The organism is Streptomyces sp. NBC_01260 (assembly GCF_036226405.1).
Taxonomy (GTDB): Bacteria; Actinomycetota; Actinomycetes; order Streptomycetales; family Streptomycetaceae; genus Streptomyces; species Streptomyces laculatispora.
The window spans coordinates 2,503,444-2,525,337 of the sequence record NZ_CP108464.1 but is presented as its reverse complement, the minus strand read 5'-3'; the positions used below and the strand labels follow the sequence as shown (position 1 = coordinate 2,525,337).

The 21,894-nt window shown below is 71.6% G+C and carries 22 protein-coding genes; 13 read left to right on the top strand and 9 right to left on the bottom strand.

What is annotated here, in order from left to right; translation table 11 throughout:
- Positions 1-14 precede the first annotated feature (14 nt).
- Positions 15-209, bottom strand: a complete 195-nt coding sequence (locus OG322_RS10750; protein ID WP_124285021.1) for a helix-turn-helix transcriptional regulator — start codon at positions 207-209, stop codon at positions 15-17.
- Between the two features lie 120 nt (positions 210-329).
- Here OG322_RS10750 and OG322_RS10745 point away from each other — a divergent pair, with 120 nt between their 5' ends.
- Positions 330-830, top strand: a complete 501-nt coding sequence (locus OG322_RS10745; RefSeq protein WP_100561490.1) for a helix-turn-helix transcriptional regulator — start codon at positions 330-332, stop codon at positions 828-830.
- A 24-nt stretch (positions 831-854) separates the two neighbouring features.
- Positions 855-2,009, top strand: a complete 1,155-nt coding sequence (locus OG322_RS10740; RefSeq protein WP_124285022.1) for a tyrosine-type recombinase/integrase — start codon at positions 855-857, stop codon at positions 2,007-2,009.
- A 7-nt stretch (positions 2,010-2,016) separates the two neighbouring features.
- On the opposite strand, the gene sodN is transcribed toward OG322_RS10740, so the two are convergent.
- On the bottom strand, positions 2,017-2,412 hold the full coding sequence (sodN, locus tag OG322_RS10735) for a superoxide dismutase, Ni (RefSeq protein ID WP_123461603.1): 396 nt from the start codon (positions 2,410-2,412) through the stop codon (positions 2,017-2,019).
- Positions 2,413-2,591: 179 nt separating this feature from the next.
- Between sodN and sodX the strand changes: the two genes are divergently transcribed.
- Positions 2,592-3,050, top strand: coding sequence for a nickel-type superoxide dismutase maturation protease (gene sodX / locus OG322_RS10730; RefSeq protein ID WP_123462467.1), 459 nt, complete (start codon positions 2,592-2,594; stop codon positions 3,048-3,050).
- On the opposite strand, the gene OG322_RS10725 is transcribed toward sodX, so the two are convergent.
- Complete coding sequence (locus OG322_RS10725; RefSeq protein WP_123461604.1) at positions 2,954-3,583, bottom strand: CGNR zinc finger domain-containing protein; 630 nt, start codon at positions 3,581-3,583, stop codon at positions 2,954-2,956. The two genes, sodX and OG322_RS10725, sit on opposite strands and share 97 nt — an antisense overlap.
- Before the next feature lie 90 nt (positions 3,584-3,673).
- Here OG322_RS10725 and OG322_RS10720 point away from each other — a divergent pair, with 90 nt between their 5' ends.
- A complete protein-coding gene (locus OG322_RS10720) occupies positions 3,674-4,435 on the top strand; it encodes a class I SAM-dependent methyltransferase (RefSeq protein WP_124285023.1) in 762 nt (253 codons plus the stop codon).
- 314 nt (positions 4,436-4,749) lie between these two features.
- Here the strand turns inward: OG322_RS10720 and OG322_RS10715 are convergent, their stop codons facing one another.
- The 3 genes from OG322_RS10715 to OG322_RS10705 are packed head-to-tail and all read right to left on the bottom strand — an operon-like array spanning position 4,750 to position 7,453.
- The gene (locus OG322_RS10715) at positions 4,750-5,511 is read right to left on the bottom strand and encodes an amino acid ABC transporter ATP-binding protein (protein WP_123461606.1); all 762 of its coding nucleotides are present in this window, start codon (positions 5,509-5,511) and stop codon (positions 4,750-4,752) included.
- Entirely contained in the window at positions 5,508-6,458 is a 951-nt protein-coding gene (locus tag OG322_RS10710; RefSeq protein WP_123461607.1) for an amino acid ABC transporter permease, read from the bottom strand. Before OG322_RS10710 ends, OG322_RS10715 begins: the two co-directional genes overlap by 4 nt.
- 29 nt (positions 6,459-6,487) lie before the next feature.
- Positions 6,488-7,453 carry an ABC transporter substrate-binding protein gene (locus OG322_RS10705; protein WP_123461608.1) on the bottom strand — a complete coding sequence of 322 codons (966 nt, stop codon included), beginning with the start codon at positions 7,451-7,453 and terminating at the stop codon, positions 6,488-6,490.
- A gap of 524 nt (positions 7,454-7,977) precedes the next feature.
- On the opposite strand from OG322_RS10705, the gene OG322_RS10700 reads away from it, so the two are divergent.
- From OG322_RS10700 to OG322_RS10685, 4 genes are all read left to right on the top strand, one after another.
- The gene (locus tag OG322_RS10700; protein WP_123461609.1) at positions 7,978-9,189 is read left to right on the top strand and encodes an NAD(P)-dependent malic enzyme; all 1,212 of its coding nucleotides are present in this window, start codon (positions 7,978-7,980) and stop codon (positions 9,187-9,189) included.
- Between the two features lie 134 nt (positions 9,190-9,323).
- On the top strand, positions 9,324-10,295 hold the full coding sequence (locus OG322_RS10695; RefSeq protein ID WP_329306348.1) for a zinc-binding dehydrogenase: 972 nt from the start codon (positions 9,324-9,326) through the stop codon (positions 10,293-10,295).
- A 32-nt stretch (positions 10,296-10,327) separates the two neighbouring features.
- Positions 10,328-10,537 carry a sigma factor-like helix-turn-helix DNA-binding protein gene (locus OG322_RS10690; RefSeq protein WP_123461611.1) on the top strand — a complete coding sequence of 70 codons (210 nt, stop codon included), beginning with the start codon at positions 10,328-10,330 and terminating at the stop codon, positions 10,535-10,537.
- Complete coding sequence (locus OG322_RS10685) at positions 10,537-11,112, top strand: Clp protease N-terminal domain-containing protein (protein ID WP_123461612.1); 576 nt, start codon at positions 10,537-10,539, stop codon at positions 11,110-11,112. Before OG322_RS10690 ends, OG322_RS10685 begins: the two co-directional genes overlap by 1 nt.
- Before the next feature lie 81 nt (positions 11,113-11,193).
- Here OG322_RS10685 and OG322_RS10680 read toward each other — a convergent pair whose 3' ends face one another.
- The gene (locus tag OG322_RS10680; protein WP_123461613.1) at positions 11,194-12,219 is read right to left on the bottom strand and encodes a PadR family transcriptional regulator; all 1,026 of its coding nucleotides are present in this window, start codon (positions 12,217-12,219) and stop codon (positions 11,194-11,196) included.
- A gap of 1 nt (position 12,220) precedes the next feature.
- Positions 12,221-13,078 carry a DUF4097 family beta strand repeat-containing protein gene (locus OG322_RS10675; RefSeq protein ID WP_124285026.1) on the bottom strand — a complete coding sequence of 286 codons (858 nt, stop codon included), beginning with the start codon at positions 13,076-13,078 and terminating at the stop codon, positions 12,221-12,223.
- Positions 13,079-13,253: 175 nt separating this feature from the next.
- Between OG322_RS10675 and OG322_RS10670 the strand changes: the two genes are divergently transcribed.
- Entirely contained in the window at positions 13,254-14,141 is an 888-nt protein-coding gene (locus OG322_RS10670; RefSeq protein ID WP_329306347.1) for a hypothetical protein, read from the top strand.
- 45 nt (positions 14,142-14,186) lie between these two features.
- Here OG322_RS10670 and OG322_RS10665 read toward each other — a convergent pair whose 3' ends face one another.
- Positions 14,187-14,372 carry a DUF6104 family protein gene (locus OG322_RS10665; RefSeq protein WP_123461616.1) on the bottom strand — a complete coding sequence of 62 codons (186 nt, stop codon included), beginning with the start codon at positions 14,370-14,372 and terminating at the stop codon, positions 14,187-14,189.
- A gap of 214 nt (positions 14,373-14,586) precedes the next feature.
- On the opposite strand from OG322_RS10665, the gene OG322_RS10660 reads away from it, so the two are divergent.
- From OG322_RS10660 to OG322_RS10645, 4 genes are all read left to right on the top strand, one after another.
- Positions 14,587-15,165: a CU044_2847 family protein gene (locus OG322_RS10660; protein ID WP_123461617.1), complete on the top strand. Its 579-nt coding sequence runs from the start codon at positions 14,587-14,589 to the stop codon at positions 15,163-15,165.
- Between the two features lie 56 nt (positions 15,166-15,221).
- Complete coding sequence (locus tag OG322_RS10655) at positions 15,222-17,231, top strand: VMAP-C domain-containing protein (RefSeq protein ID WP_266410961.1); 2,010 nt, start codon at positions 15,222-15,224, stop codon at positions 17,229-17,231.
- A 130-nt stretch (positions 17,232-17,361) separates the two neighbouring features.
- On the top strand, positions 17,362-18,384 hold the full coding sequence (locus OG322_RS10650) for an AAA family ATPase (protein ID WP_123461619.1): 1,023 nt from the start codon (positions 17,362-17,364) through the stop codon (positions 18,382-18,384).
- A 7-nt stretch (positions 18,385-18,391) separates the two neighbouring features.
- Positions 18,392-21,841, top strand: coding sequence for an SAV_2336 N-terminal domain-related protein (locus OG322_RS10645; RefSeq protein ID WP_329306346.1), 3,450 nt, complete (start codon positions 18,392-18,394; stop codon positions 21,839-21,841).
- Positions 21,842-21,894 lie beyond the last annotated feature (53 nt).

Sequence of the window (21,894 nt, the reverse complement as noted above, 5' to 3'; positions counted from 1 at the left end):
GACGGGCCGTCGGTTCATGAGGCCAGGCCCCAGTCCCCTCCGCCCTCGATCAGCGCGCGCTCGTAGCGCAGCAGTTCGGCCTCGGGGTAGAGCACCCGCTTGCCGACCTTGATGCCGCGCGGCCCCTTCTTGAGCTGGCGCCAGTAGCGGACGGTGCTCTCGGCGGTGCGGTAGCGCTCGGCGACCTCGGCGGTGGTCAGGTATCGCATGCGTTCCTATTCGGCTAGGCGGCGATTCGATTCGCATAATCAGTACCTCATGATCGGGGGTTAGCCAAACCGGGAAGCGCATGTTTCAATTTGGATAGCGACGGTCGCGATGGAGGTTCGATGGCAAGCGAGAAGGCCGAGGGCGGCGAAGTGCCGCTGCTCTACAGCGAAGGCAACGTGGCGGGCCGCGTGGCCCTGGAGCGCGAGGTCAGAGGGTGGAGCACGACCGAGCTGGCCGAACGGGTGACCAGGGCCGGCGTGAAGATGAACCAGACGGCCGTCTGGCGCATCGAGAACGGCTCACCCCGTCGCCGGATCAACCTCGACGAGGCGCTCGCCTTCTCCCGCGTCTTCGAGCTCCCCCTCGAAGAGCTGATGTCGCCGCCCCTCGAAGGGCTTGACGTCGACAGCCGACGGCTCGTCCAGGAAGCCGTCGAAGCGTTCTACGAAACCCGTGACGCCCGCGACCGTTTGCACCGTGCCGTGGTCGCCGTCGCCGGCCACATCAAGGCCCACCCGGACAGCTCGCGGGCGATCCACGAGCAATGCCTCCGCCTCATGGGGGACGAGCGAGACGCCCGCGTCCTCAGCGGCGACATCGAGGACGGGGGCCACTACTGACAACCAGCACAGAGGAGAAGCCACTTGGCGAACGTACAGAAGCGCCCCAACGGCAAATGGCGCGCCCGCTACCGTGATCTCGACGGCAAGGAGCACGCTCGCCACTTCGACCGGAAGCTCGACGCCCAGCGCTGGCTCGACGAGGTCACAGCCAGCGTGGTCATGGGTCAGTACGTCGACCCGCGCGCCGGTCGCAGCACGTTCCAGAAGTACGCCGAGAGGTGGCAGGGCTCGCTCATCGCGAGCGAGGCGGGTGAGCGCATCACCGATATCGCGCTCCGGCTCCATCTCGTACCGGCGTTGGGCGCCCGCTCACTGGCGGCGATACGCCGTTACGACATACAAGTGCTCTTCAAGCACCTGTCCGACCAGCTCGGCCCTGGCAGCGTCCGGAACGTCCACGACGTCCTCGTGCGCGTCATGACGGCGGCCGTGGACGACAAGGTCATCGCCTCCAGTCCGTGCCGCCGGATCACCCTTCCGGTGATGCCGGACGAGGAGGTCACCCCGCCCACTGTCGCCCAGGTCGAGGCGATGGCGCGCGTGATGCCGCCCTACATCCGCGCGGCCGTCGTCGTGCTCGCCGGGTCAGGCTTGCGCATAGGTGAGTTGCTGGGCCTGACGGTGTCGGACATCGACTTCAAGGCCGGAAGCATTCGCGTGGAGCGGCAGCGGCTCCAGTCGGGGAAGGTCGGTCCGCCGAAGACCGCCAAGTCCCGGCGGACGGTTCCGGTGGGAGAGGTCGTCACCGACGCGCTCCTCGGGCACCTCGCCACGCGCCCGTCCACGGAGTGGCTGTTCACGATGGAGGAGGGGGAACCGCTCAACTACCGACGGTGGAAGACCGAGTGGAACTGCGTCCGCAAGGCGCTCCAGGCGGAGGAGAACAAGGCGGCCGGGCGCGAAGGCCGCAAGCCCGTCGAGCTGCCGCACATGGTGACCCACGACCTGCGGCACTTCTACGCCTCCGCGCTCATCGCGGGCGGCGCGAGCGTGAAGCAGGTCCAGATGGTCCTCGGCCACGCGTCCGCCGTCATCACGCTGCGGATCTACGCGCATCTGTGGCCGGGAGAAGAAGACCGCACCCGGTCCGTGATGGACGCCGTTCTCGGCGGCCTGCGGACCGGGTGCGGACCGGTAGGCCGTCTGACCAGAGAAACCGCAGGTCAGACCGCCTAACCGTAGATCAAGCCTTCTTGGTCTCCCAGAAGATCTTGTCGATCTGGGCAATCAGGTCCAGAGCCTTCTGGCCGGTCGCCGGGTCGTTCGAGCCCTTGGCCGCGGAGAGCGCCTTCAGGGTGTCGTTGACCAGCTGGTGCAGCTCCGGGAACTTCTCGAAGTGCGGCGGCTTGAAGTAGTCGCTCCAGAGCACCGAGACATGGTGCTTCGCGAGCTCGGCGCGCTGTTCCTTGATCAGGATCGCGCGAGTGCGGAAGTCCGCGTCCTCGTTGGCCTGGTACTTCTCCTGGACGGCCTTGACGGACTCCGCCTCGATGCGGGCCTGGGCCGGGTCGTACACGCCGCAGGGGAGGTCGCAGTGGGCGCTGACCTTCACCTTGGGGGCAAACAGGCGGGAAAGCATGGAGCTGTCCTTCCTCGTGATCGTCTTCTCAGGTGGGACATTACTCCGTGAGAGGCGCGAAATAGTGGGTGCCCCCATGGGCTTAGGCCAAAAGTCCAGGGTGAGGATGGGACCAGTGGCCGAATGTACGGAACGCTGTTGTGGACGGTGCACTGGACGGACGGGGAGGTGCCGGAGAGATGCGGGAGGTGCCGGAGGTGCCGGAGCTGACCGATGAACAGCCCGCACGGGGGCTGGCGGCGCGGGTGCCGTTCCAGGTGGTGGAGGTGACGGGGCCCTCGATGGTGCCCACGCTCCACCACGGGGACTGGCTGCTCGTGCAGTACGGGGCGCCGGTGCGCCCCGGTGACGTGGTGATTCTGAGACATCCGTTCCAGCAGGACCTGCTGGTGGTCAAACGGGCCGTGGAGCGGCGGACCGGCGGCTGGTGGGTGCTCGGTGACAACCGGTTCGCGGGCGGCGACAGCACGGACTACGGGACCGTGCCCGAGGAGCTCGTGCTGGCCAGGGTCCGGGCGCGCTACCGGCCGCTGACGAAGGATCAGCGTTCGCTGCGCGGAGTGGCGGGCTGGGCGGTCTCCGCGCTGCGGCCGGTCTCGGCGGCGCGCTCCGTCTCCAGGCGCTTGCGGGCCCGGTAGGCGGCGACGTTGGCGCGGGTCGCGCAGCGGTCCGAGCAGTAGCGGCGGGAGCGGTTGGTCGAGGTGTCGAGGTAGGCGTTGCGGCACGGTGCCGCCTCGCACAGACCGAGCCGGTCCACGCCGTACGAGGTGAGGTGGAAGGCGAGGCCCATCGCTGCGGTCGCGGCGTAGCCCGCCGTGGCGTTGGACGGATGGTCGGCCAGGTGCATGTGCCAGTCCGGCTTTCCGTCCGCGTCCCGGATGTCGTGGCCGGAGATCTGCGGGCTGACCGGGAACTCCAGCAGCAGTGAGTTGAGCAGGTCCACGGCCAGCGTCTCGTCCCCGCCGTCGGCCGCCTCGAAGACCGAGCGGAGCCGTGCCCGGACGGACCGGAAGCGGGTCACATCCGCGTCGGTCGCCCGGCGGGCGGCCTGCCCGTTGACGCCGAAGAGCTCGCGCACCGCGTCGACCGAGGTGAGGGCGTCCTTGTTGCGGGCCGGCTCCTCGGTGTTGACCAGGCGCACGGCGTAGTCCGAGTAATAGGCCAGTTCCACTTGTAGTCCTTACGGCGTCGGTCTAAAGTCGGTGCGGCGATGATGTAATGGGCTTCTCTGGGTTCAGGCTATTACATAGGAGGGTTTCGGGTGACGGAGACAGCGCGGGGTACCGACTGGCAGGCCTGGCAGAAGAGCTGGGACCGGCAGCAGGAGTGGTACATGCCCGACCGCGAGGAACGCTTCCGCGTGATGCTCGACATGGTCGGGGCCCTGGTGGGCCCCGAACCGCGGGTGCTCGACCTCGCGTGCGGTACGGGAAGTATTACGGACCGGCTCCTTGGGCGGTTCCCGAAAGCCACCAGCACCGGGGTCGACCTCGACCCGGCACTGCTCGCCATCGCCCGTGGCTCCTTCGCCGGCGACGAGCGCGTCACCTTCGTCACCGCGGACCTCAAGGACCCGCGGTGGACGGCGCGGCTGCCCCACGACTCGTACGACGCGGTCCTCACCGCCACGGCCCTGCACTGGCTGCACAGCGAGCCGCTCGCCGTTCTCTACGGGCAGCTCGGCGGCCTCGTCCGGGACGGTGGGGTGTTCATGAACGCCGACCACATGACCGATACGGGCACCCCCCGGATCAACGCCGCCGAACGCGCCCACCGGCACGCCGTCATGGACGCGGCCAAGGCCGACGGCGCCCTGGACTGGGCGGACTGGTGGGCACTGGCCGCCAAGGACCCGGTGCTCGCCGGGCCGACCGCCGAGCGGTTCAGGATCTACGGCGAGCACGCGGACGGCGACACGCCGTCCGTGCGGTGGCACGCGGACACGCTGCGCGCGGCCGGCTTCGGAGAGGCGCGGGCCGTCTGGTCCTCGCCCTCGGACAGCCTGGTGCTCGCGGTGAAGTAGCGGCAGCGTCCCGGCAGGGGCGGCGCGGACGACGGTCCGGGCCGCCCCTCCCGTGTGCGTGAGCTGCTGGGGCGGGCCGCCGAGGACGCCGGGCGGCCGGTCGTCAGCACGGAAGTGGTCCACGCCGGGGCGGCCCGGGTTGCCGTCATCATCAAGCGCGCGGGGGCCGCTGCTCAAGCCCCCGCCGCTGACGCGGGCGCAGCTGCGGAGGCTGCTGCCGGAGAAGCAGTGCGTGGACGCGCGAGAGGGCGGTCCGGACCGGTGGGTCCGTACCGCCCTCTCGTACGCCGGTCCGGTCACCGGACCTGCGGCGCTTACAGGACCTTGGACAGGAACGACTTCGTCCGGTCGTGCTGCGGATTGGTCAGGACGTCGCGCGGGTGGCCCGACTCGACCACCACGCCGTCGTCCATGAAGACCAGCGCGTCCCCGACCTCACGGGCGAAGCCCATCTCGTGGGTCACGACGATCATCGTCATGCCGTCCTCGGCGAGACCGCGCATGACGTCCAGGACATCGCCCACCAGCTCCGGGTCCAGCGCCGATGTGGGCTCGTCGAAGAGCATCAGCTTCGGCTCCATGGCCAGTGCGCGGGCGATGGCCACCCGCTGCTGCTGTCCGCCGGAGAGCTGTGAGGGGTAGTTGTTCGCCTTGTCGGACAGGCCGACCCGGTCCAGCAGCTGGGTCGCCCGCGCGCGGGCGACGGTCTTGGACTCGCGCTTGACCTGGACCGGAGCCTCCATGACGTTCTCGATCGCCGTCATGTGGGGGAACAGGTTGAAGCGCTGGAAGACCATGCCGATGTCCCGGCGCTTCAGGGCGACTTCGCTGTCCTTGAGCTCGTAGAGCTTGTCGCCCTTCTGGCGGTAGCCCACCAGCTCGCCGTCGACGGACAGCCGGCCGGCGCTGATCTGCTCCAGGTGGTTGATGCACCGCAGGAAGGTCGACTTGCCGGAACCGGACGGGCCGATCAGGCAGAAGACCTCACGCGGGGCGACCTCCAGGTCGATGCCCTTGAGGATGTGTGCGGCGCCGAAGGACTTGTGGACGCCCTCGGCCTTCACCATGGCGGTCATGCCATGCCTCCGTTCGGGCGGCCCAGTGACAGCAGGTTGGTCCGGATCTTCTGCATCGGGGTGGGCGGCAGACTGCGGCTGGAGCCGCGGGCGTAGTACCGCTCCAGGTAGTACTGCCCGACACTCAGCACCGACGTCATGATCAGGTACCAGGCCGCGGCGAGGAAGTACATCTCCACCGGGGCCCCGGAGGCCTGCCCGATGTCCTGGGCGTATTTGAAGAGTTCGTAGAACTGCACGGCGGCCACCAGGGAGGTGGTCTTGAGCATGTTGATGACCTCGTTGCCCGTCGGCGGCACGATCACCCGCATGGCCTGCGGGATCACGACGCGTCGCAGGGTCTTGCCGTGGCTCATGCCCAGTGCGTGGGACGCCTCCGTCTGGCCCTCGTCGACCGAGAGCAGACCGGCGCGGCAGATCTCCGCCATGTACGCGGCCTCGTTGAGGCCGAGGCCCAGCAGCGCCGTCAGCAGCGGCGTCATGAAGCTGGACCAGTAGTCCTTGTAGATCGGCCCGAGGTTGATGTACTGGAAGACCAGGCCCAGGTTGAACCAGACGAACAGCTGGACCAGGACCGGCGTACCCCGGAAGAACCAGATGTAGGACCACGCGATCGACGAGGTCACCGGGTTCTTCGACAGGCGCATGACGGCCAGCAGGATGCCGCCGACCACGCCGATCACCATCGACAGGGAGGTCAACAGCAGGGTCTGGCCGACCCCCTTGACGATGCGGTCGTCGAAGAAGTAGTCCGGGACCGCACCCCAGTTGATCTTGCCCTGGCTGAAGGCGTAGATGATCGCGACGAGTGCGGCGATGGCGACGACCGCCGAGACGTACCGGCCGTAGTGCCGGACCGGGATGGCCTTGATCGCCTCAGGGCCGGCCGCCGGGGTCGGGGGTGCGGGCGGCTGGTCGGCCGGGCCCGATTTCTCGATGTCAATCACGGCTGATACCTCTCAGCGCCGGAGCCCGGTCACGATCCGCCGTTCAGCTTGGCCTCGGTGACCGCGCCGGCCTCCACGCCCCACTTGGCGATGATCTTCTCGTACTCGCCGCTCTTGATGATCGCGTCCATGGCCGCCTTGACGGCCTTGGTGAGCTGGTCGTTGCCCTTGGCGACGGCGATGCCGTACGGGGCCGCCTCGACCTGGTCGCCGACGATCTGGAAGTCCTTGCCGCCGCCCGAGGTCTTCACCGCGTACGCGGCGACCGGGAAGTCGGAGGAGCCGGCGTCGGCGCCGCCGGAGCGGAGCCGGGTCTGGGCCTCCAGGTCGTTGTCGTACGGCTCGATGGCGATCTTCTTGCCGCCGGCGCACTTCTTGGACTCGGCCTTGGCCAGGTCGTGCGAGACGGTGTTGCGCTGGACGGCGATCTTCTTGCCGCAGAGGTCGGACCAGGTCTTGATGCCCTGGTCGTCCCCCTTCTTGGTGTAGATCGAGACACCGGCGGTGAAGTAGTCGATGAAGTCGACCCCCTCGCCGACCTTCTTCTTGGTCTCGGGGTCGATGCCCTCCTGGCGTTCCTTGGTGTCGGTCATCGCCGACATGGCCAGGTCGTAGCGCTTGGAGCGCAGCCCCGTGACCAGGGTGTCGAAGGTGCCGTTCTCGAACTGGAACTCCACACCCAGCTGCTTGCCCAGCGCTGCGGCGATGTCCGGGTCGATGCCGACCGTCTTGCCGGACTTGTCCTTGAACTCGACCGGCGGGTACGCGATGTCCGAGCCGACCTTGATGACGCCCTTGGACTTGATCTCCGCAGGGAGGAGATCGGCGGGGGAGTTCGAGGCGCCGGTCGTGGCCTTCGCCGTGTCCGAGCCACTGGGGCCGCTCTTGGTCTGGTCGCCACAGGCGGTCAGCAGCATGGTGCCGGCGACCGCGATGGCGCCGACCGCTGCAATCCGGGACTTCGCGGCCGTACGACGAGTCGTGCTTGCGGTCATGATCGGGTTCCTCCGGCAGATGAGGGTGGTGTTGCCAGGCGGGTTGGCACACGACGTCGGGTGTCGCCGCCGTGTGCGATTACGGCATCTTGCCATTCGGACCAGCGCATTCAGGGGGCTGGTCATGTCAAAATCGGGTAACGGGCGATCCCCGATCCTCACGAGGCCGGTACACCAAGGCCGGACCTTCTATGGGGTTTCTTTCCTGCGACCGCAGAATCTGCGGTGCGTCTCGACCGGTGGACACGCATTCTTCGCGTGGCGGACTTGTCCAGATATTCGGCTATGAGTCACGTCACCGCAGGGGTGTGGACTCGTCCGTGACCCGGTCCGTCCGGTATGAAAGACGTTTACACCCCTCATCCGGGGCTCAGGGCGCGTGTGCGGCGCGCCCGCGCGTACGTACCTCCCCCCTGCCGGGGCGGGCCAACCGCCCAGCGCAGGGGCCGTACGCGGTGCCCACCCACCCCTCCTCGACCAGGAGTGGCCACCCTCAAACGATGAAGACTTAAGGGGTCAACACCATGGCAGCGGAGATCGTCAATCCTCGCAGCGACAGCAGCACGAACAGCGCGACCGACGAGCCGTTCGATCCGGCCTTCGCCCTCCACCGCGGCGGGAAGATGGCCGTGCAGGCCACCGTCCCGATCCGGGACAAGGACGACCTGTCCCTCGCCTACACGCCCGGTGTGGCGAAGGTGTGCAGCGCGATCGCCGAGAATCCCGAACTCGTCCACGACTACACCTGGAAGTCGCAGGTCGTCGCCGTCGTGACGGACGGCACCGCGGTGCTGGGGCTCGGCGACATCGGGCCCGAGGCCTCCCTCCCCGTGATGGAGGGCAAGGCGATCCTGTTCAAGCAGTTCGGTGGCGTCGACGCGGTGCCGATCGCGCTCGCGACCACCGACGCGGACGAGATCGTCGAGACCGTCGTCAGGCTCGCCCCGTCCTTCGGCGGCGTGAACCTGGAGGACATCTCGGCCCCGCGCTGCTTCGAGATCGAGCGCAAGCTCCAGGAGCGGCTCGACATCCCGGTCTTCCACGACGACCAGCACGGCACCGCCGTGGTCACCCTCGCAGCCCTGCGCAACGCCGCGAAGCTGTCCGGGCGCAGTCTCGGCGAACTGCGCGCCGTCATCTCGGGCGCGGGCGCGGCCGGGGTGGCCATCGCCAAGTTCCTGCTGGAGGCGGGGCTCGGCGATGTCGCCGTCGCCGACCGCAAGGGCATCGTCAGCCGGGACCGCGAGGACCTGACGGACGTCAAGCGGGAACTGGCCGAGCTCACCAACAAGGCCGGCATCTCCGGGCCGCTGGACAGCGCGCTGGCCGGTGCGGACGTCTTCATCGGCGTCTCCGGCGGTACGGTCCCGGAGCCGGCCATTGCCTCGATGGCACCCGGCGCGTTCGTCTTCGCCATGGCGAACCCGAACCCCGAGGTGCACCCCGACATCGCGCACAAGTACGCGGCCGTCGTGGCGACCGGGCGGTCGGACTACCCGAACCAGATCAACAACGTGCTCGCGTTTCCCGGCATCTTCGCGGGCGCGCTCCAGGTGCGGGCGTCGCGGATCACCGAGGGCATGAAGATCGCCGCGGCGAACGCACTGGCGGACGTGGTGGGCGATGAGCTGGCCGCGGATTACGTGATCCCGTCGCCGTTCGACGAGCGGGTCGCTCCGGCGGTCACCGCGGCCGTCGCGGCGGCGGCGCGGGCGGAGGGTGTGGCCCGGCGCTGAGGATTCTGCGCGCGGGTTCGGGGGCGTCGCCTGTTCGGGGGCGCCCCCGAACCCCCGCGGGGTTCGTCACGCGCGGTGCGTGTCACACCCGCAGCCGGTTACGCCGGAGGGCCGCCCGGCCTATCGTCGGCCCCATGTTCGCCGCCTACGCATCCCGCCTCGACCGCGACCACCCACTCAACGGCCTTGAGCTGGGCGAACGCCCGGCTCCCGGCGCACGTCCCGGATGGACCACCGTCAACGTCCGGGCCGCCTCCCTCAACCACCACGACCTCTGGTCGCTCCGCGGCGTCGGCCTCGCCGAGGACAAGCTGCCGATGATCCTCGGCTGCGATGCCGCCGGGATCGACCAGGACGGCAACGAGGTCGTCCTGCACTCCGTCATCGGCCAGACCGGGCACGGGGTCGGCCCGGACGAGCCCCGCTCCATCCTCACCGAGCGCCATCAGGGCACCTTCGCCGAGCAGGTCACCGTCCCCAGCTGGAACGTGCTGCCCAAGCCGAAGGAACTCACCTTCGAGCAGGCGGCCTGTCTGCCCACCGCCTGGCTGACCGCGTACCGGATGCTCTTCACCAACGCCGGGGTGCGGCCCGGCGACTCCGTGCTCGTCCAGGGCGCCGGCGGCGGGGTCGCGACCGCCGCGATCGTGCTCGGCCGGGCCGCCGGCCTGCGGATCTACGCCACCAGCCGCGACGAGGCCAGGCGCAAGCGGGCCGTCGAACTCGGTGCCGTCGAGGCGTACGAGCCCGGCGCACGGCTGCCCCACCGGGTCGATGCCGTCATCGAGACGGTCGGCGCCGCCACCTGGTCGCACTCCGTCAAGTCCCTGCGCCCCGGCGGCACGCTGGTCATCTCCGGCGCCACCAGCGGCGACCGCCCCTCGCACGCCGAGCTGACCCGGATCTTCTTCCTGGAACTGAGGATCGTCGGCTCGACCATGGGGTCCAAGGACGAGCTGGAGGATCTGCTGGCGTTCTGCGCGACCACCGGGGTGCGCCCCGTCATCGACGACGTGCTGCCGCTGGACCGGGCCCGTGAGGGGTTCGAACGGCTGGCTTCGGGCGACCAGTTCGGGAAGATCGTGCTGACTGTCAACCAGGGTTGACGTGCGTCATGGTGTCAATGTAAGTTGACGCCATGACCGAAGCAACGGATCTCGCCGCTCGTGCCGGCGACCGCGACCCCCGGGTGGGGCTGCGGTCGGTCGCCGCGCTGCGACGGCTGCTGGAGCAGCTCGAAGCCGTACAAGTCAGAAGCGCCCGTGTTCAGGGCTGGTCGTGGCAGGAGATCGCGGCCGAACTGGGTGTCAGCCGGCAGGCCGTGCACAAGAAGTACGGGAGGCATTGATGTTCGAGCGATTCACCAAGGGCGCCCGCGCCACCGTGACCGGAGCCGTGGCCCACGCCGAACGGGCCGACGCCGGTGCGGTCGGCGAGGAGCACCTGCTGTTCGCGCTGCTGGACCAGGAGGGCGGCCGGGCGTCGTTCGCCGCCGCCGCGCTCGGTCTCGTGGACCGCAAGGCGTCGTTGGCGGCCGCGCTGGCCGACGCCCGCAGGCGCGGCGGCATGACCAGGGCCGACGCCGACGCGCTCGCGGGCATCGGCATCGACCTCACCGCGATCGTCGACCGGATCGAGGAGGCGCACGGCGAGGGGGCCCTGGACGGCGGGCGCAGGGCCCGGCGCCGGTGGTCGGGACACCGCATGTTCACCCGGGAGGCCAAGGCGATCCTGGAGAAGTCCCTGCGGATCGCGCTGGGCCGGGGCGACCGGTTCATCGGCGAGGAACATGTCCTGCTGGCGCTCACCGCCAACCCCGGCGTCGTCGCCGACGTCCTCGCCGAGCACGGTGCGACCTACGAAACGGTCAGCCGCGCGATGTACGGGGACGGCGGCGCGGAACAGGACCGGAAGGCGGGCTGAGGGGCCGCGCGGCAGCGGAACCGAGAAGCCGGGAAAACGGCGGGGAGCCCGGGGTGCGCACCCCGGGCTCCCCGCCGTTGCCTACGCCGGGCCGTCGGCGTCCGTCCGCAGCAGCGCCCCGATGCGGGCCGCCGCTGCCGACAGGTGGCCGCGGGCCTGTGACAGCTGGTCCTCCGTGACGCCCCGGTCCCGGGCCGCGTCGCGGATGTCGTCGCGGAAGCGGTCCAGCAGGCGGTCCAGATCGCGCGCCGGGTCACCGGTGCTGCCCGTGTCCTTGCCCCAGTCGGGGTCGGCGTCGGCGGGTTCCGGCGTGACGTACGGGGGCCGGCCGGCGGTACGGGCGAAGCCGCCCAGCTGTCCGGTGATCTCCGCCAGCCCTTCCCGTACGCCCGAGGGCCAGTCGCCGCGGGCGAAGTGCTCCTGGACCTGGCGGGCGGCGTTCTGCATCTGCTCGCGCGCCCGGTCCTGGGCCTCCTTGGCCTGGCGGCGGGCCTGCTGGGCGTCCTCGCGGGCGCGGCGGGACTCGTCCTTCGCCCGGCGGGCCTGCTCCTTCCACTCCTGCTTGGCCTTGCGCAGCTCCTCCTTCGCGCTGCGCCACGTCTCCTTGTCGCCGAAGTCACCGAGGTCGCCGAGGTCACCGAAGCCGCCGAAGGGGAAGTCCTTGCCTCCCTCGGCGCTTCCCGCGGCGCCTCCCTTGGCGTCGGAGCGGGTGGTTCCGTGGCGGGACTCGTCCGCCGCGGCGCGCATCTCGCTGCGCAGCTTGCCCGCGGCCCCGCGGACGTCGTCGCGGATCTCGGCGGCCAGCTCGGAGACCGACTCCCTGATCTCCAGCTCCAGATCGGCCAGCTCGCCGGTGCGGCCCGCGAGTTCGGCGCGGCCCGCGTCGGTGATCGAGTAGACCTTGCGGCCGCCCTCGGTGGCATGGGTGACCAGGCCCTCGGCCTCCAGCTTGGCCAGCCGCGGATAGACCGTGCCGGCCGAGGGCGCGTACAGCCCCTGGAAGCGTTCCTCCAGCAGCCGGATCACCTCGTAGCCGTGGCGGGGAGCCTCGTCGAGCAGCTTCAGCAGGTAGAGGCGCAGGCGGCCATGGGCGAATACGGGGGGCATGTCAGAGCACCTTTCCGGTCGGCTCGGCGTCGTGCGGATCGTCCTCGGCCGGTGGGCGGCGGAGCAGGGCGATCGATCCCGAGACCGTTGTCGCCCTCAGTGTCCCGGTGCCGGAGCCGAGTGTGCCGGTGATCCGCTTCGCTCCCCACTGGCCGTTCACCCGCAGGTCCTCGAAGCCGTTGGAGACGGAGCCGCTCGCGGTGTTCGCCTCCACCTTCGCGTCCGCCGGGTGCGGCAGCCGGATGGCGAGCTCGCCGGAGACGGTGGTGAGCCGGATGTCGGTGGGCTTCCCGGTCGGGTCCAGGTCGAGCACCATGTCGCCGCTGACCGATTCGGCCCGTACGGAGGTGCCGGCGCCCTCGACGACCGTCAGATCGCCCGAGACCGAGTGGAAGCGGAGGTCGCCGGTGACGGCCTGCGCCTCCAGGTTGCCGGACACGGTCTCCGCGCCGACCGGGCCGGCGAGTGAGACGAGGGTGGTGTCACCGGTGACGCCGCGTACGTCCGTACGGCCGCGGATTCCGGAGACGAAGGCCCCGGCGCCGACCACGCCGACCTCCACGGCCGATCCGGCCGGGACCGCGAGGGAGACGGCCGCGTGGCGGTGCCAGCCCTTGCGGTCGAACCACTTGAGGATGCTCTGCCAGGCCAGGTCCTCGTAGGTGACGGTGAGGACGCCGTCCTTCTGGGTCACGATCAGCGGCGGTCCCTCGATGCCGGTGACCTCCAGCCTGGCGGTCGGTTCGTCGGTGCCGACGACATTGACCGTGCCGTTGACGATGCGCACGCTGAGCGCCGTCACGGGTTCGTCGAAGGTGAGCTTCTGGGGCTCGGCGATGGTCCACGTCGACACAGGCATGGATCTGACCTCCCGGGGAGCGCGGATGACGCAACATATCGCGTCTCTTGCAGAACACGATATATCGCGGATCGGGGAAGTCAAGGCAGGTCGTGGCGGAGGGTGGGGTGAGATCGATGGGGCAAATCGCATCAAACAGTGATGAACTGCGCTGATTTGTCTTACGGTGTGAGGCATGGACGCGACATCACCCGTGGGGGCACTGCTGCTGTGCCGGGCCGAACCCGAGACCGTGCGGCCGGTCGCCCACCTGTTGCGCGAACGGATGCTGCTCGCGCCCGCCGGAGACGGGTGGAGCGTCCTCGTACCCGAGGGAGCGCCCTGGCGGGACCGGCACAGCCCGCGGGACCGGCACAGCCCGCGGGACCGGAAGGCGGCGGAGGCGGCCGAGCCCGTCGACCGGGTGCTGGGCGGCTGGGCCACCGCGCTCGCGGTCGGCTCCACCTGGCCGGTCCTCGCGCTCTGGTGGGACGGCGACCGGGCCGGGTACACGCTGGCCGCGGGCTTCCGCCGGCCGGTCGGCTACGTCTGGCTCGCCGACGGGACCCCGGCGGGTGAGGACGAGGCGATGCGGACGTTCGCCGAGCGGCTCGGCCTCGATCCCGTACTGGACGTCCAGGCGCTCGAAGGCCTCACCCGCCCCGATCCGGAGGCGGACGCCCGCACCCGGCTGCGCGGGCTGCTCGCTGTCCTCACCCGCATCGGACTGACGCTCCCGGCCGGTCTGGACCCCGGCGAATCCTCCGCCTCGCTGACCGCCGGAGCCGGTACGGGGCCGACGGTCGAACGGGTCGCGTGGACCGGCTGGCGCGACGCGGTCAGGGTGGAACTCGAAGCGGTCGAGAACAGCCGCGTCGGCCCCTGGATGCGCGGTCCCAGGGCCCGCGCCCTGGCAGGCGCCCAGCTGGCCGCGGGACTCCCGCTCGCCCTCTGGGGCGCCGGCCGGCACAGTGGCGGCTGGGTCTTCGCCGGGGCTCTGCTGATGCTGCACGGCGCCCTCGGCCTCGCGTACGACCGGATGCGGGGCGACGGCCCGGACGGGGCGGGCGGCGGGACCGCCTGACGGACCGGCGACGGGCGGCCGGAGGGGACGAAGGGCGGGCGGTGGCTACGCGTCCTCGTCCTCGTCGTCGTCCAGCCGGGCCAGCCAGGTGGCGAGGCGCTCGACCGGCACCTCGAAGTCGGGATTCAGATCGACGAACGTACGCAGCTGCTCGGCGAGCCACTCGAAGGAGACCTCCTCCTCGCCTCGCCGCTTCTCCAGCTCCTCGATACCGCGGTCGGTGAAGTACATGGCGGCAATTTTAGACCGCCCACGCCCGCCGCCCGGCCGAAGGGCCGTGCCGTAGTACCTGGTGACAGCCCGCGAAGGCGGTGGGAGCCGGTCCGCACCGGCCGTGCGGGAGCCCCGCGAACCGATCCGCCGCGCCCCCGCGTCCTGGTCCATGTACCTCGCATCGGTCGACTACGGCCGTTAACCTGCGGGTAGTCGGGGAACGGGGGGTGTCATGGGTGACAGTGTTGCCCGTATTACGCGCATTGAGATGCCGGACGGCACGCCGGTATGGGCCCGGATCTCGGGAGCCGAGGAGCTGGACCGTCCGGCGCCCGGTGCCGGTCCGACGTACACGGACACCGGGTTCGGCGACATCGCCGACCAGGTGCAGGCCCGGGTCGAGAGCCTGCAGGGCGTGGTGACCAGCGTCGCGCGCTCGCTCGCCGTGCCGCTGCGCGCCGTGCGGCCGGACGAGGTCAGCGTCGAGTTCGGGATCGAGCTCACCGCCAAGTCGGGCAGGATCGTCGGACTCCTCGCGGACGGCGAGGCCAAGGGAGCCATCAAGGTCACGCTCACCTGGAACGGCGGCGGACCACCCGTCGACCCGCCCCCACCGGCCCCCGCACCCGTACCCGCGCAGGCCCCCGCGCCTCCCGTGCCGCCCGCGTTCGTGCCGCCGGTTCCGTTCGGGCCCCCGGGGGCTCCGCCCACCGCACCGGCGCCCGCGCCCCCCGGCGCGCCCGCCGGTGCATCCCCCGGCGCCCCGGCGCACCCGGACGGGGCGGACGACACCGACGGCGGCGGGTCATGAGCTCGGAGGGCGACGGGGGCGCAGAGGGGGGCCCGGGACAGCCGCAGACTGCACTCATGGGCCTCGTGCACGACGCCACCGTGCGCATCCATCGCCCGGGGTCCGGGTATGCCCATGACGGACCTGGCGGGGACTTCCTGGGGAGCGGCTTCTTCATCGCCCCGAGCTGGATCCTCACGTGTGCGCACGTGGCAATGCGGGGGGAGGGGGGCGTGGTGAACGTGTGGTTCAAGGAGGACCGCTACAGCACCGAACTGAGCGAGGTGCCGGGCAAGGTCGTCGCCGCGATGCCCGGTGCCCGACCGCAGGGGGCCACCGGCTGGCCGGCCCCCGACCTCGCGCTGATCAAGCTCCAGCGGCCCGTCGAGCACACCTGTGTGTACGTCACCGAGCGCTCGGAGGCCATGCTCCGCAGCCGGGAGATCCACTGCGTGGGCTGGGCGCCCTCGCAGGGCGGCGGGCTGCTGAAGCGCAGCGGCGTCTGCGTGGTGAAGGGGGCCTACGGGGCGTCGGACGACGCCGAACAGGTCGTCCGGCTCGACGGGGACTGGCTGGAGCCGGGCATGTCCGGCGGCCCCGTGGTGGATCTCGCCCGGGGGGAGGTGGTCGGGGTGATCAAGTCGCGGCTCGACCACCACCAGGGCGGAACGGCCGTGGGGATCGAGCGGCTGCGCACCCTGAAGGTGCCGTCCGCGCCCGTCGAGACCGAGGGCGACGACACCTACCAGTCGGTCTTCCACGCCCATGACCGCTACCACGCGGACCGGCACAACAGCCCGGCCAGCACCGAGCGGACCTGGGCCGATGTGCAGAGCGAGCTGTCGGCGCCGCCCGGCGGCGTCCTCGGCCCCAAGCGGCGGGCGGATCTGCTGGGGCGGCTCGCCGAGTTCCCGCCCCCGGTCAGCACCCGCGGCCTGCTCCTCCTCCTCGACGCCCTGCCCGGCGTCCACTCCCGTGACCACCGTCCGGCCCCGCGCGGCTGGCGGGACGGTCTGGGGGCGCTGTACGACACCCGCGCCCGCGACCGGGACGCTCCGCTCGAACTGGTCCTGCGCTACTGCATGGGCGTGCTCGCCGCCGACCGGCCCTTCGACGTGCCGTCCACCAGGACCGCGGCCAAGTCGCTGTGGGAGTGGGTGAAGCGGATCGCGGAGGAGGAGCTGTCCCGGGACTTCCGCCGGCAGCTCGCCATGGAGTGGGCGGCCGTCCGGCTGCGCCTGGAGGAGAACCGCCGCAGGGCCCTCGCACCGCCGGGCGCGGCCGTCCGCCACAGTGAACGCGCCTACGTCCTGCTGGAGCTGGAACCCCAGGGCTGGGCCCGGGACCGCTACGACTGGCGGATCGGGGTCGCCCGCCACACCGGGGAGATGCTGCCCGTCGCCGAGGACAGCCAGGGCACCGCGCTCGACACTCTGCCGGACCGGCTCGCCGCCGCGCTGACCGAGGCGTTCCGGCGGTGCGACGAACCGGGCAGCCCCGCGCTGCTCCAGGTCTCCGTCACCCCCGCGCTGTTCGGGCTGGAGGTCGACCGCTGGGAGCTCCCCTCGGACGGGCTGCCGCTCGGCGTCGTCCGCCCGGTGGTCCTGCGCAGCTCCTACCACGGGCCGGCCGACGAGCGCCTGGCGCGCTGGAACGCCATGCGGGACACCGGGATTCGGGCCGAAGTCGTCGACTGCGACAACGAATTGCGGGTACGAGTACCGGAGGTCGCGCAGCTGCGCACCCTGGCCCACGAAAGCGTGCCGGTGCTCTGCCGCTACGGCGACCGGCCGGACCCCGGGATCACGGCCGGGGCGGTGCGGGTGCTCGACACCGGCTTCGGAGTGGCCCTGCTGCAACGGCGGCCGACGGAGACCGACACGGTCTGCAAGGAATTCCACCGACGAGTGGCCGAGGCCGTCTCCGATGCCCGCGCCCGTGACGGACTGCCGCTGAAATTGCACGAGCTCAGAAAAGGAGTGAGCGCGCAACGTACGGAGACGTACTGGTCCGACGGGGTCGCCCTGTTCTACGACGATCCACACCACCCGCTGCCCGGTGCGGACGAGTTCCTGGAGGCGCCGTGACGGGACGCGCCGGTCATCACCCGAAGGACCGTGCCGGCCCGCCCCTTACGGGGGGTGCGCCGGATCGCTACGGTAAGGCACGTTCGACAGCTGCTGTCCCTGGCGGACGAGTGACAACGAGGACCACGCTATGAGTGAACCCAGCGAGTGGCTCATCTACCGCGGGATCGGCGAACCGCACGACGGCGTACCGCAGTTGCCGCCCCCGCCGCCCTGGCGTGACTTCTCGGGCGGCCGAGGCGCCCCGGCGGACGGGGGCGACTCCGCCGACCGCCGGCTCGGTATCCCCGGGCGCATCGCCGAGGAGCACCGGCCGGGCGCCGAGGAACTCGAAATGATCAACGCCGCGCTGTATCTGCGGCGTCCGCTGCTGGTCACCGGGGACCCGGGGGCCGGAAAGAGCACGCTGGCCCACTCCGTCGCCCGTGAACTCGAGTTCGGCAAGGTGCTGCGCTGGCCCATCGTCAGCCGCTCCTCGCTGCTGGACGGCCTCTACCACTACGACGCGATCGCCCGGCTGCAGGATGTGCAGATCGCCTCGCACACCTCCGCGGACGGCGGTGACGGAGCCGACTCGGCCCAGAACGTGGGGAGTTACATCCGGCTCGGCCCGCTGGGCACCGCCCTGCTGCCCTCGGACCGGCCCCGGGTGCTGCTCATCGACGAGCTCGACAAGAGCGACATCGACCTGCCGAACGATCTGCTCAACGTGCTGGAGGAGGGCGAGTTCGCCATTCCCGAGCTGGAACGGATCGTGGACCGGCTGCCCGACGGTGAGGCGGACGTGCTGGACCACGACGGCAACAAAGTGCGGATCAAGGGCGGCCGGGTGCAGTGCCGGGCCTTCCCCTTCGTCGTCCTCACCAGCAACGGGGAGCGGGACTTCCCGGCCCCTCTGATGCGCCGCTGCATCCATCTGGAACTCGACCGCCCGGACCACAAGCGGCTGGCCGCCTTCGTCAAGGCGCACCTGGGTGAGGAGGCGGCCCGCTCCAGCGAGGACCTCATCACCCGCTTCCTGGAGCGATCGCGCAGCGAACTCCTGGCCACGGACCAGCTGTTGAACGCCATCTACCTCACCCACGCCGCTGCGCCGGCCGGCCGCGACCGGCTGGCCGACCTGCTCATCCAGCGGCTCGACCGGCCGAGGTGAGGTACTGATGCCCGGGGCGGACGACGCCTTTGTGCCGGCCGGTGAGCCCGAGGCCCCGGAGCCGTACGACGGGGAGTTGCTGCAGACACTTGTCGCACGGCTGCGCGGGGCCGGGCTCGACCCCGATGTCGAGCAGCTCTGCGATGCCCTCTGGCTGGCCAGGTGGACCGGCGCACCCGGCGCCCCGGAGGAGGACCCGGGCGAATCCGGGGCGATGCCTCCGGATGCCCGGCTGCCCGAGGGGCAGACAAACCCGGGCCCGGTGGACCGGGCGGGCGCGGACGGCAGCCCTGCCGCGGACACCGGCCGGCCCGATGAGGACCGCGAGGCGGGCGACGGGCCGGCCGGCGACGGGCTGATCGCCCTGCACCCCGTCCCGGACCCCGCACGGGGCGGTGGCAGGCGGGACGAGGGTGCCCCCCCGGCCCGCCGGAGATCCGGGGCGGAGCCCCGCGCCACCGAACTCGCGCTCGGGGTGCCGGCCGCCCCCGTCCTGCCCGCCCCCCTCGAACTCACCCGCGCACTGCGCCCGTTGCAGCGCTACCGGCCGGTCTCCGCCCCGCTGCGCCGCGTCCTGGACGAGACGGCGACCGCGGACCGCAGTGCCCGCGCGGGCGGCATGATCATGCCGGTGTTCCGTGGGGTCGGCCGGGGCGACGCGGTCCTCCAGTGCGTCATGGACGCCTCGTCCTCGATGCTGGTGTGGGACCGGATGTTCGGTGAACTCCAGCAGATTTTCGGCCAGTTGGGTGCCTTCCGGGATGTGCAGGTGCGCTATCTGCACCGCGGCCCGGACGGCGGCTGCGAGGTCAGCCGCAGCTCCGACCCCGCCGCGGCCCCGCTGCACTCCGCGGACCGGCTCAGCGACCCGACCGGGCGCCGGGTCACCGTGGTGATCAGCGACTGCGCCGGGCCGCTCTGGCACAGCGGGCGCGCCCACCGGCTGCTGCACCAGCTCGCCCGGCAGGCCCCGGTCGCCGTGTTGCAGCCACTGCCGCAGCGCATGTGGAACCGCACCCGGCTGCCGGTCACCTTCGGTTCGCTGTCGCGCGGTGACGGCCTCGCCGGAGCCACCCTGCTGAAGGTCACCGAGGACGCCGGAACCGGCCCCGCGGTGCACCCCGGCGCCCTGGCGGTCCCGGTCCTCCCGCCGGTGCCGGACGCGCTGGCGGCCTGGGCCAGGCTGCTCTCCGGCACCGGTGCGGCACGGATCTCCGGAGCGGTCGGCTGGGTGCGGGCCGACCAGCCCGCGGCGGCCGCCCAGCGCTCCGGCGCCACCCTGTCCTCGCTCCAGCTGGTCAGCCGGTTCCGTTCGGCCGCCTCGCCGGCCGCCGGACAGCTGGCCGTCTACCTCGCGGCCGCGCCCCTCTACCTGCCGGTGATGCAGCTCGTGCAGCGCACCATGCTGCCCCAGTCGGGCCCCTCCGAACTCGCCGAAGTGCTGCTGAGCGGCCTGCTCTCGCGCGCCGACGGCGGAGGCGGCGGCCGCGGCCAGTGGTACGCGTTCGAGCCCGGCGTCCAGGAGGCGCTGCTCGGTCCGCTGGGCCGGGACGAGGCTCTGCTCGTACTCAAGCACTGTTCGCAGTACGTAGAGACGCGGTTCGGCAAGGGCGGGCCCAACTTCCCCGCTCTGGCCTTCGCCCAGCTCGGCGACGGCGGGGCGGACGGTTCCCCGTACGCCACCGGGCACCCGATCACGGGCGCCGGGTACGAGGAGGGCGACGACAGCGAGGAGAACGACGACAGCGAGGAGGGCGAGGCGGACGGGGGGATCGAGAGGCGTGGCGTCCCCCGGGTCCCCCATGCCTTTGCCGAGGTCGCAGCCCGCGTACTGGAGCGGTTCATGCCCGTGCCCCCGAGATTCGTGACCCCGCCGAAGACCCCCGCCCCCGGACCGTCGGCCCCCGGCACCACCACCGCCGTGGAGCGTGCCCGCGAGCTGGTGCGGCAGTTCGAGGCCGACACGATGGTGCAGCGCCTGATCGATGCGGTCCAGCTGCTGCGGGGAGCCGCCGAGAACGGCCCGCGGCAGACCGTCGACCCCGGACTCTGGGCGGAGTACGCGCGCTGCGTCCTGCGGCTGTGGGAGGTACAGGGCGGTGCCGAGCTGCTCCGCGAGGCCGAGCACGCCGCCGAGCGGGCAGCCGCCGTTCCCGGTGCGGTGCGCGAACGGGCCGTGCTGGCCAAGGTTTTGCACGCGGCGGCCGACGACCGGCGGCGGCGTGGCGACCGGCGCGGCGCCCTGGAGCTGCTGCGGCGCGCCGACCGCGAGTACACCGCCGCCTGCGCGGCCCCCGGCCTCGCGCCGGCCGAGGCGCTGCGGCTCACCCTGGAGCGGGTGCGGGCCCTGGAGGCGCAGTGGCGGCTCGACGGTGACAGCGCCCTGCTGCAGAGCGCCTGCGGGATGCTGGAGGCGTTCGCCGACTCCTGGCCCGACCAGGAGAACCGGCCGGCCGCCCTCCCGCTCCAGCACGGCCGGACCCTGCTGAAACTGGCCGGGGCCACCGAGGACACGGAGCGGTCCAGGGAGTTCGCCCGGCAGGCGGCCCGCTCGCTGCGTACGGCCTTCGCCCAGGGCGGCCGGCACACCATGGGCACCGAGGTCCGCATCGTGCTCGACCTGGTGGACGCGCTGCTGGCCTCCGGCGAGGAACCGGACGAGGCCGCGGTCCTGACCGGCCAGGCGCTGGAGACCGTACGGGAGCAGCGCCAGCGCGCCCAGCTTCAGACCAGGGCCGGGCGGGTCCGGGTCGCCCGCTATGACCACACCGGCGATCCGGACGAACTCGTCTCAGCCGCCGACTGGTTCGCCCGAGCGGCCCGGGGAATCCCGCGGGACTCCCGGGCCCACACCGATCTGCTCGCGGAATGGGGCGGCACGCTGCTGCGCCGCGCCGAACTGCCGGACGGCGCAGGGCACATCGGTGCCGCGGTGCGCGTGCTGCGCGACTGCCGGACCGAGACCCCGGCCGGCGGTGCGCATCAGTCCGAGCGGCTGCTGATGCTCGGCCGGGCCCTGATGCTGCGGCACCGGGCCACCGCGGACCGGGTCGACCTGCGGGAGGCCGAGTACCTCTTCGGGCTGGCGGCGCAGGAGGCCGCGGCCCCGCTGACCGCGGCGCGCTGCTGGCTTGAGCTGGGCAGGGCCCAGCTGGAGGCCGCCGACGTGCTGGCCCGGCCGTCCCGGCGCGACGAGGCGGCGGACGCCTTCCGCTCGGCCGCCGCCTGCGCCGCGACGGCCCAAACGGAGCTGGACAGTCCGCAACAGCTTCGGGAGGCAGTGGAGTTGGGTGCTACAGCCAACCACTGGCGGGGTATGACATATGAGAGAGCGGGGCGCCCCCGGGCCGCGCGAGAGGCGTACCGGGCGGCCCGCCTGGAGTGGCGCAAGCTGCCGGACGGCGGCGGAGCGGCGGGCGAGTGGACCGCCGAACGGCTGGCCGGCCTGGAGCGCTGAGTGCTCAACGATGAGCACCCGGCACGGCGGTGCGCCCGGACCGGGTACGGGTA

Bases quoted from the DNA above. Each gene is read 5' to 3' on its own strand.
- OG322_RS10705 (WP_123461608.1), bottom strand. From the start codon at position 7,453: ATGACCGCAAGCACGACTCGTCGTACGGCCGCGAAGTCCCGGATTGCA.
- sodN (WP_123461603.1), bottom strand. From the start codon at position 2,412: ATGCTTTCCCGCCTGTTTGCCCCCAAGGTGAAGGTCAGCGCCCACTGC.
- OG322_RS10645 (WP_329306346.1), top strand. From the start codon at position 18,392: ATGCCCGGGGCGGACGACGCCTTTGTGCCGGCCGGTGAGCCCGAGGCC.
- OG322_RS10750 (WP_124285021.1), bottom strand. From the start codon at position 209: ATGCGATACCTGACCACCGCCGAGGTCGCCGAGCGCTACCGCACCGCC.
- OG322_RS10665 (WP_123461616.1), bottom strand. From the start codon at position 14,372: ATGTACTTCACCGACCGCGGTATCGAGGAGCTGGAGAAGCGGCGAGGC.
- OG322_RS10670 (WP_329306347.1), top strand. From the start codon at position 13,254: ATGGACGCGACATCACCCGTGGGGGCACTGCTGCTGTGCCGGGCCGAA.
- OG322_RS10700 (WP_123461609.1), top strand. From the start codon at position 7,978: ATGGCAGCGGAGATCGTCAATCCTCGCAGCGACAGCAGCACGAACAGC.
- OG322_RS10660 (WP_123461617.1), top strand. From the start codon at position 14,587: ATGGGTGACAGTGTTGCCCGTATTACGCGCATTGAGATGCCGGACGGC.
- sodX (WP_123462467.1), top strand. From the start codon at position 2,592: ATGCGGGAGGTGCCGGAGGTGCCGGAGCTGACCGATGAACAGCCCGCA.
- OG322_RS10745 (WP_100561490.1), top strand. From the start codon at position 330: ATGGCAAGCGAGAAGGCCGAGGGCGGCGAAGTGCCGCTGCTCTACAGC.
- OG322_RS10685 (WP_123461612.1), top strand. From the start codon at position 10,537: ATGTTCGAGCGATTCACCAAGGGCGCCCGCGCCACCGTGACCGGAGCC.
- OG322_RS10690 (WP_123461611.1), top strand. From the start codon at position 10,328: ATGACCGAAGCAACGGATCTCGCCGCTCGTGCCGGCGACCGCGACCCC.
- OG322_RS10650 (WP_123461619.1), top strand. From the start codon at position 17,362: ATGAGTGAACCCAGCGAGTGGCTCATCTACCGCGGGATCGGCGAACCG.
- OG322_RS10655 (WP_266410961.1), top strand. From the start codon at position 15,222: ATGGGCCTCGTGCACGACGCCACCGTGCGCATCCATCGCCCGGGGTCC.
- OG322_RS10680 (WP_123461613.1), bottom strand. From the start codon at position 12,219: ATGCCCCCCGTATTCGCCCATGGCCGCCTGCGCCTCTACCTGCTGAAG.
- OG322_RS10675 (WP_124285026.1), bottom strand. From the start codon at position 13,078: ATGCCTGTGTCGACGTGGACCATCGCCGAGCCCCAGAAGCTCACCTTC.
- OG322_RS10715 (WP_123461606.1), bottom strand. From the start codon at position 5,511: ATGACCGCCATGGTGAAGGCCGAGGGCGTCCACAAGTCCTTCGGCGCC.
- OG322_RS10695 (WP_329306348.1), top strand. From the start codon at position 9,324: ATGTTCGCCGCCTACGCATCCCGCCTCGACCGCGACCACCCACTCAAC.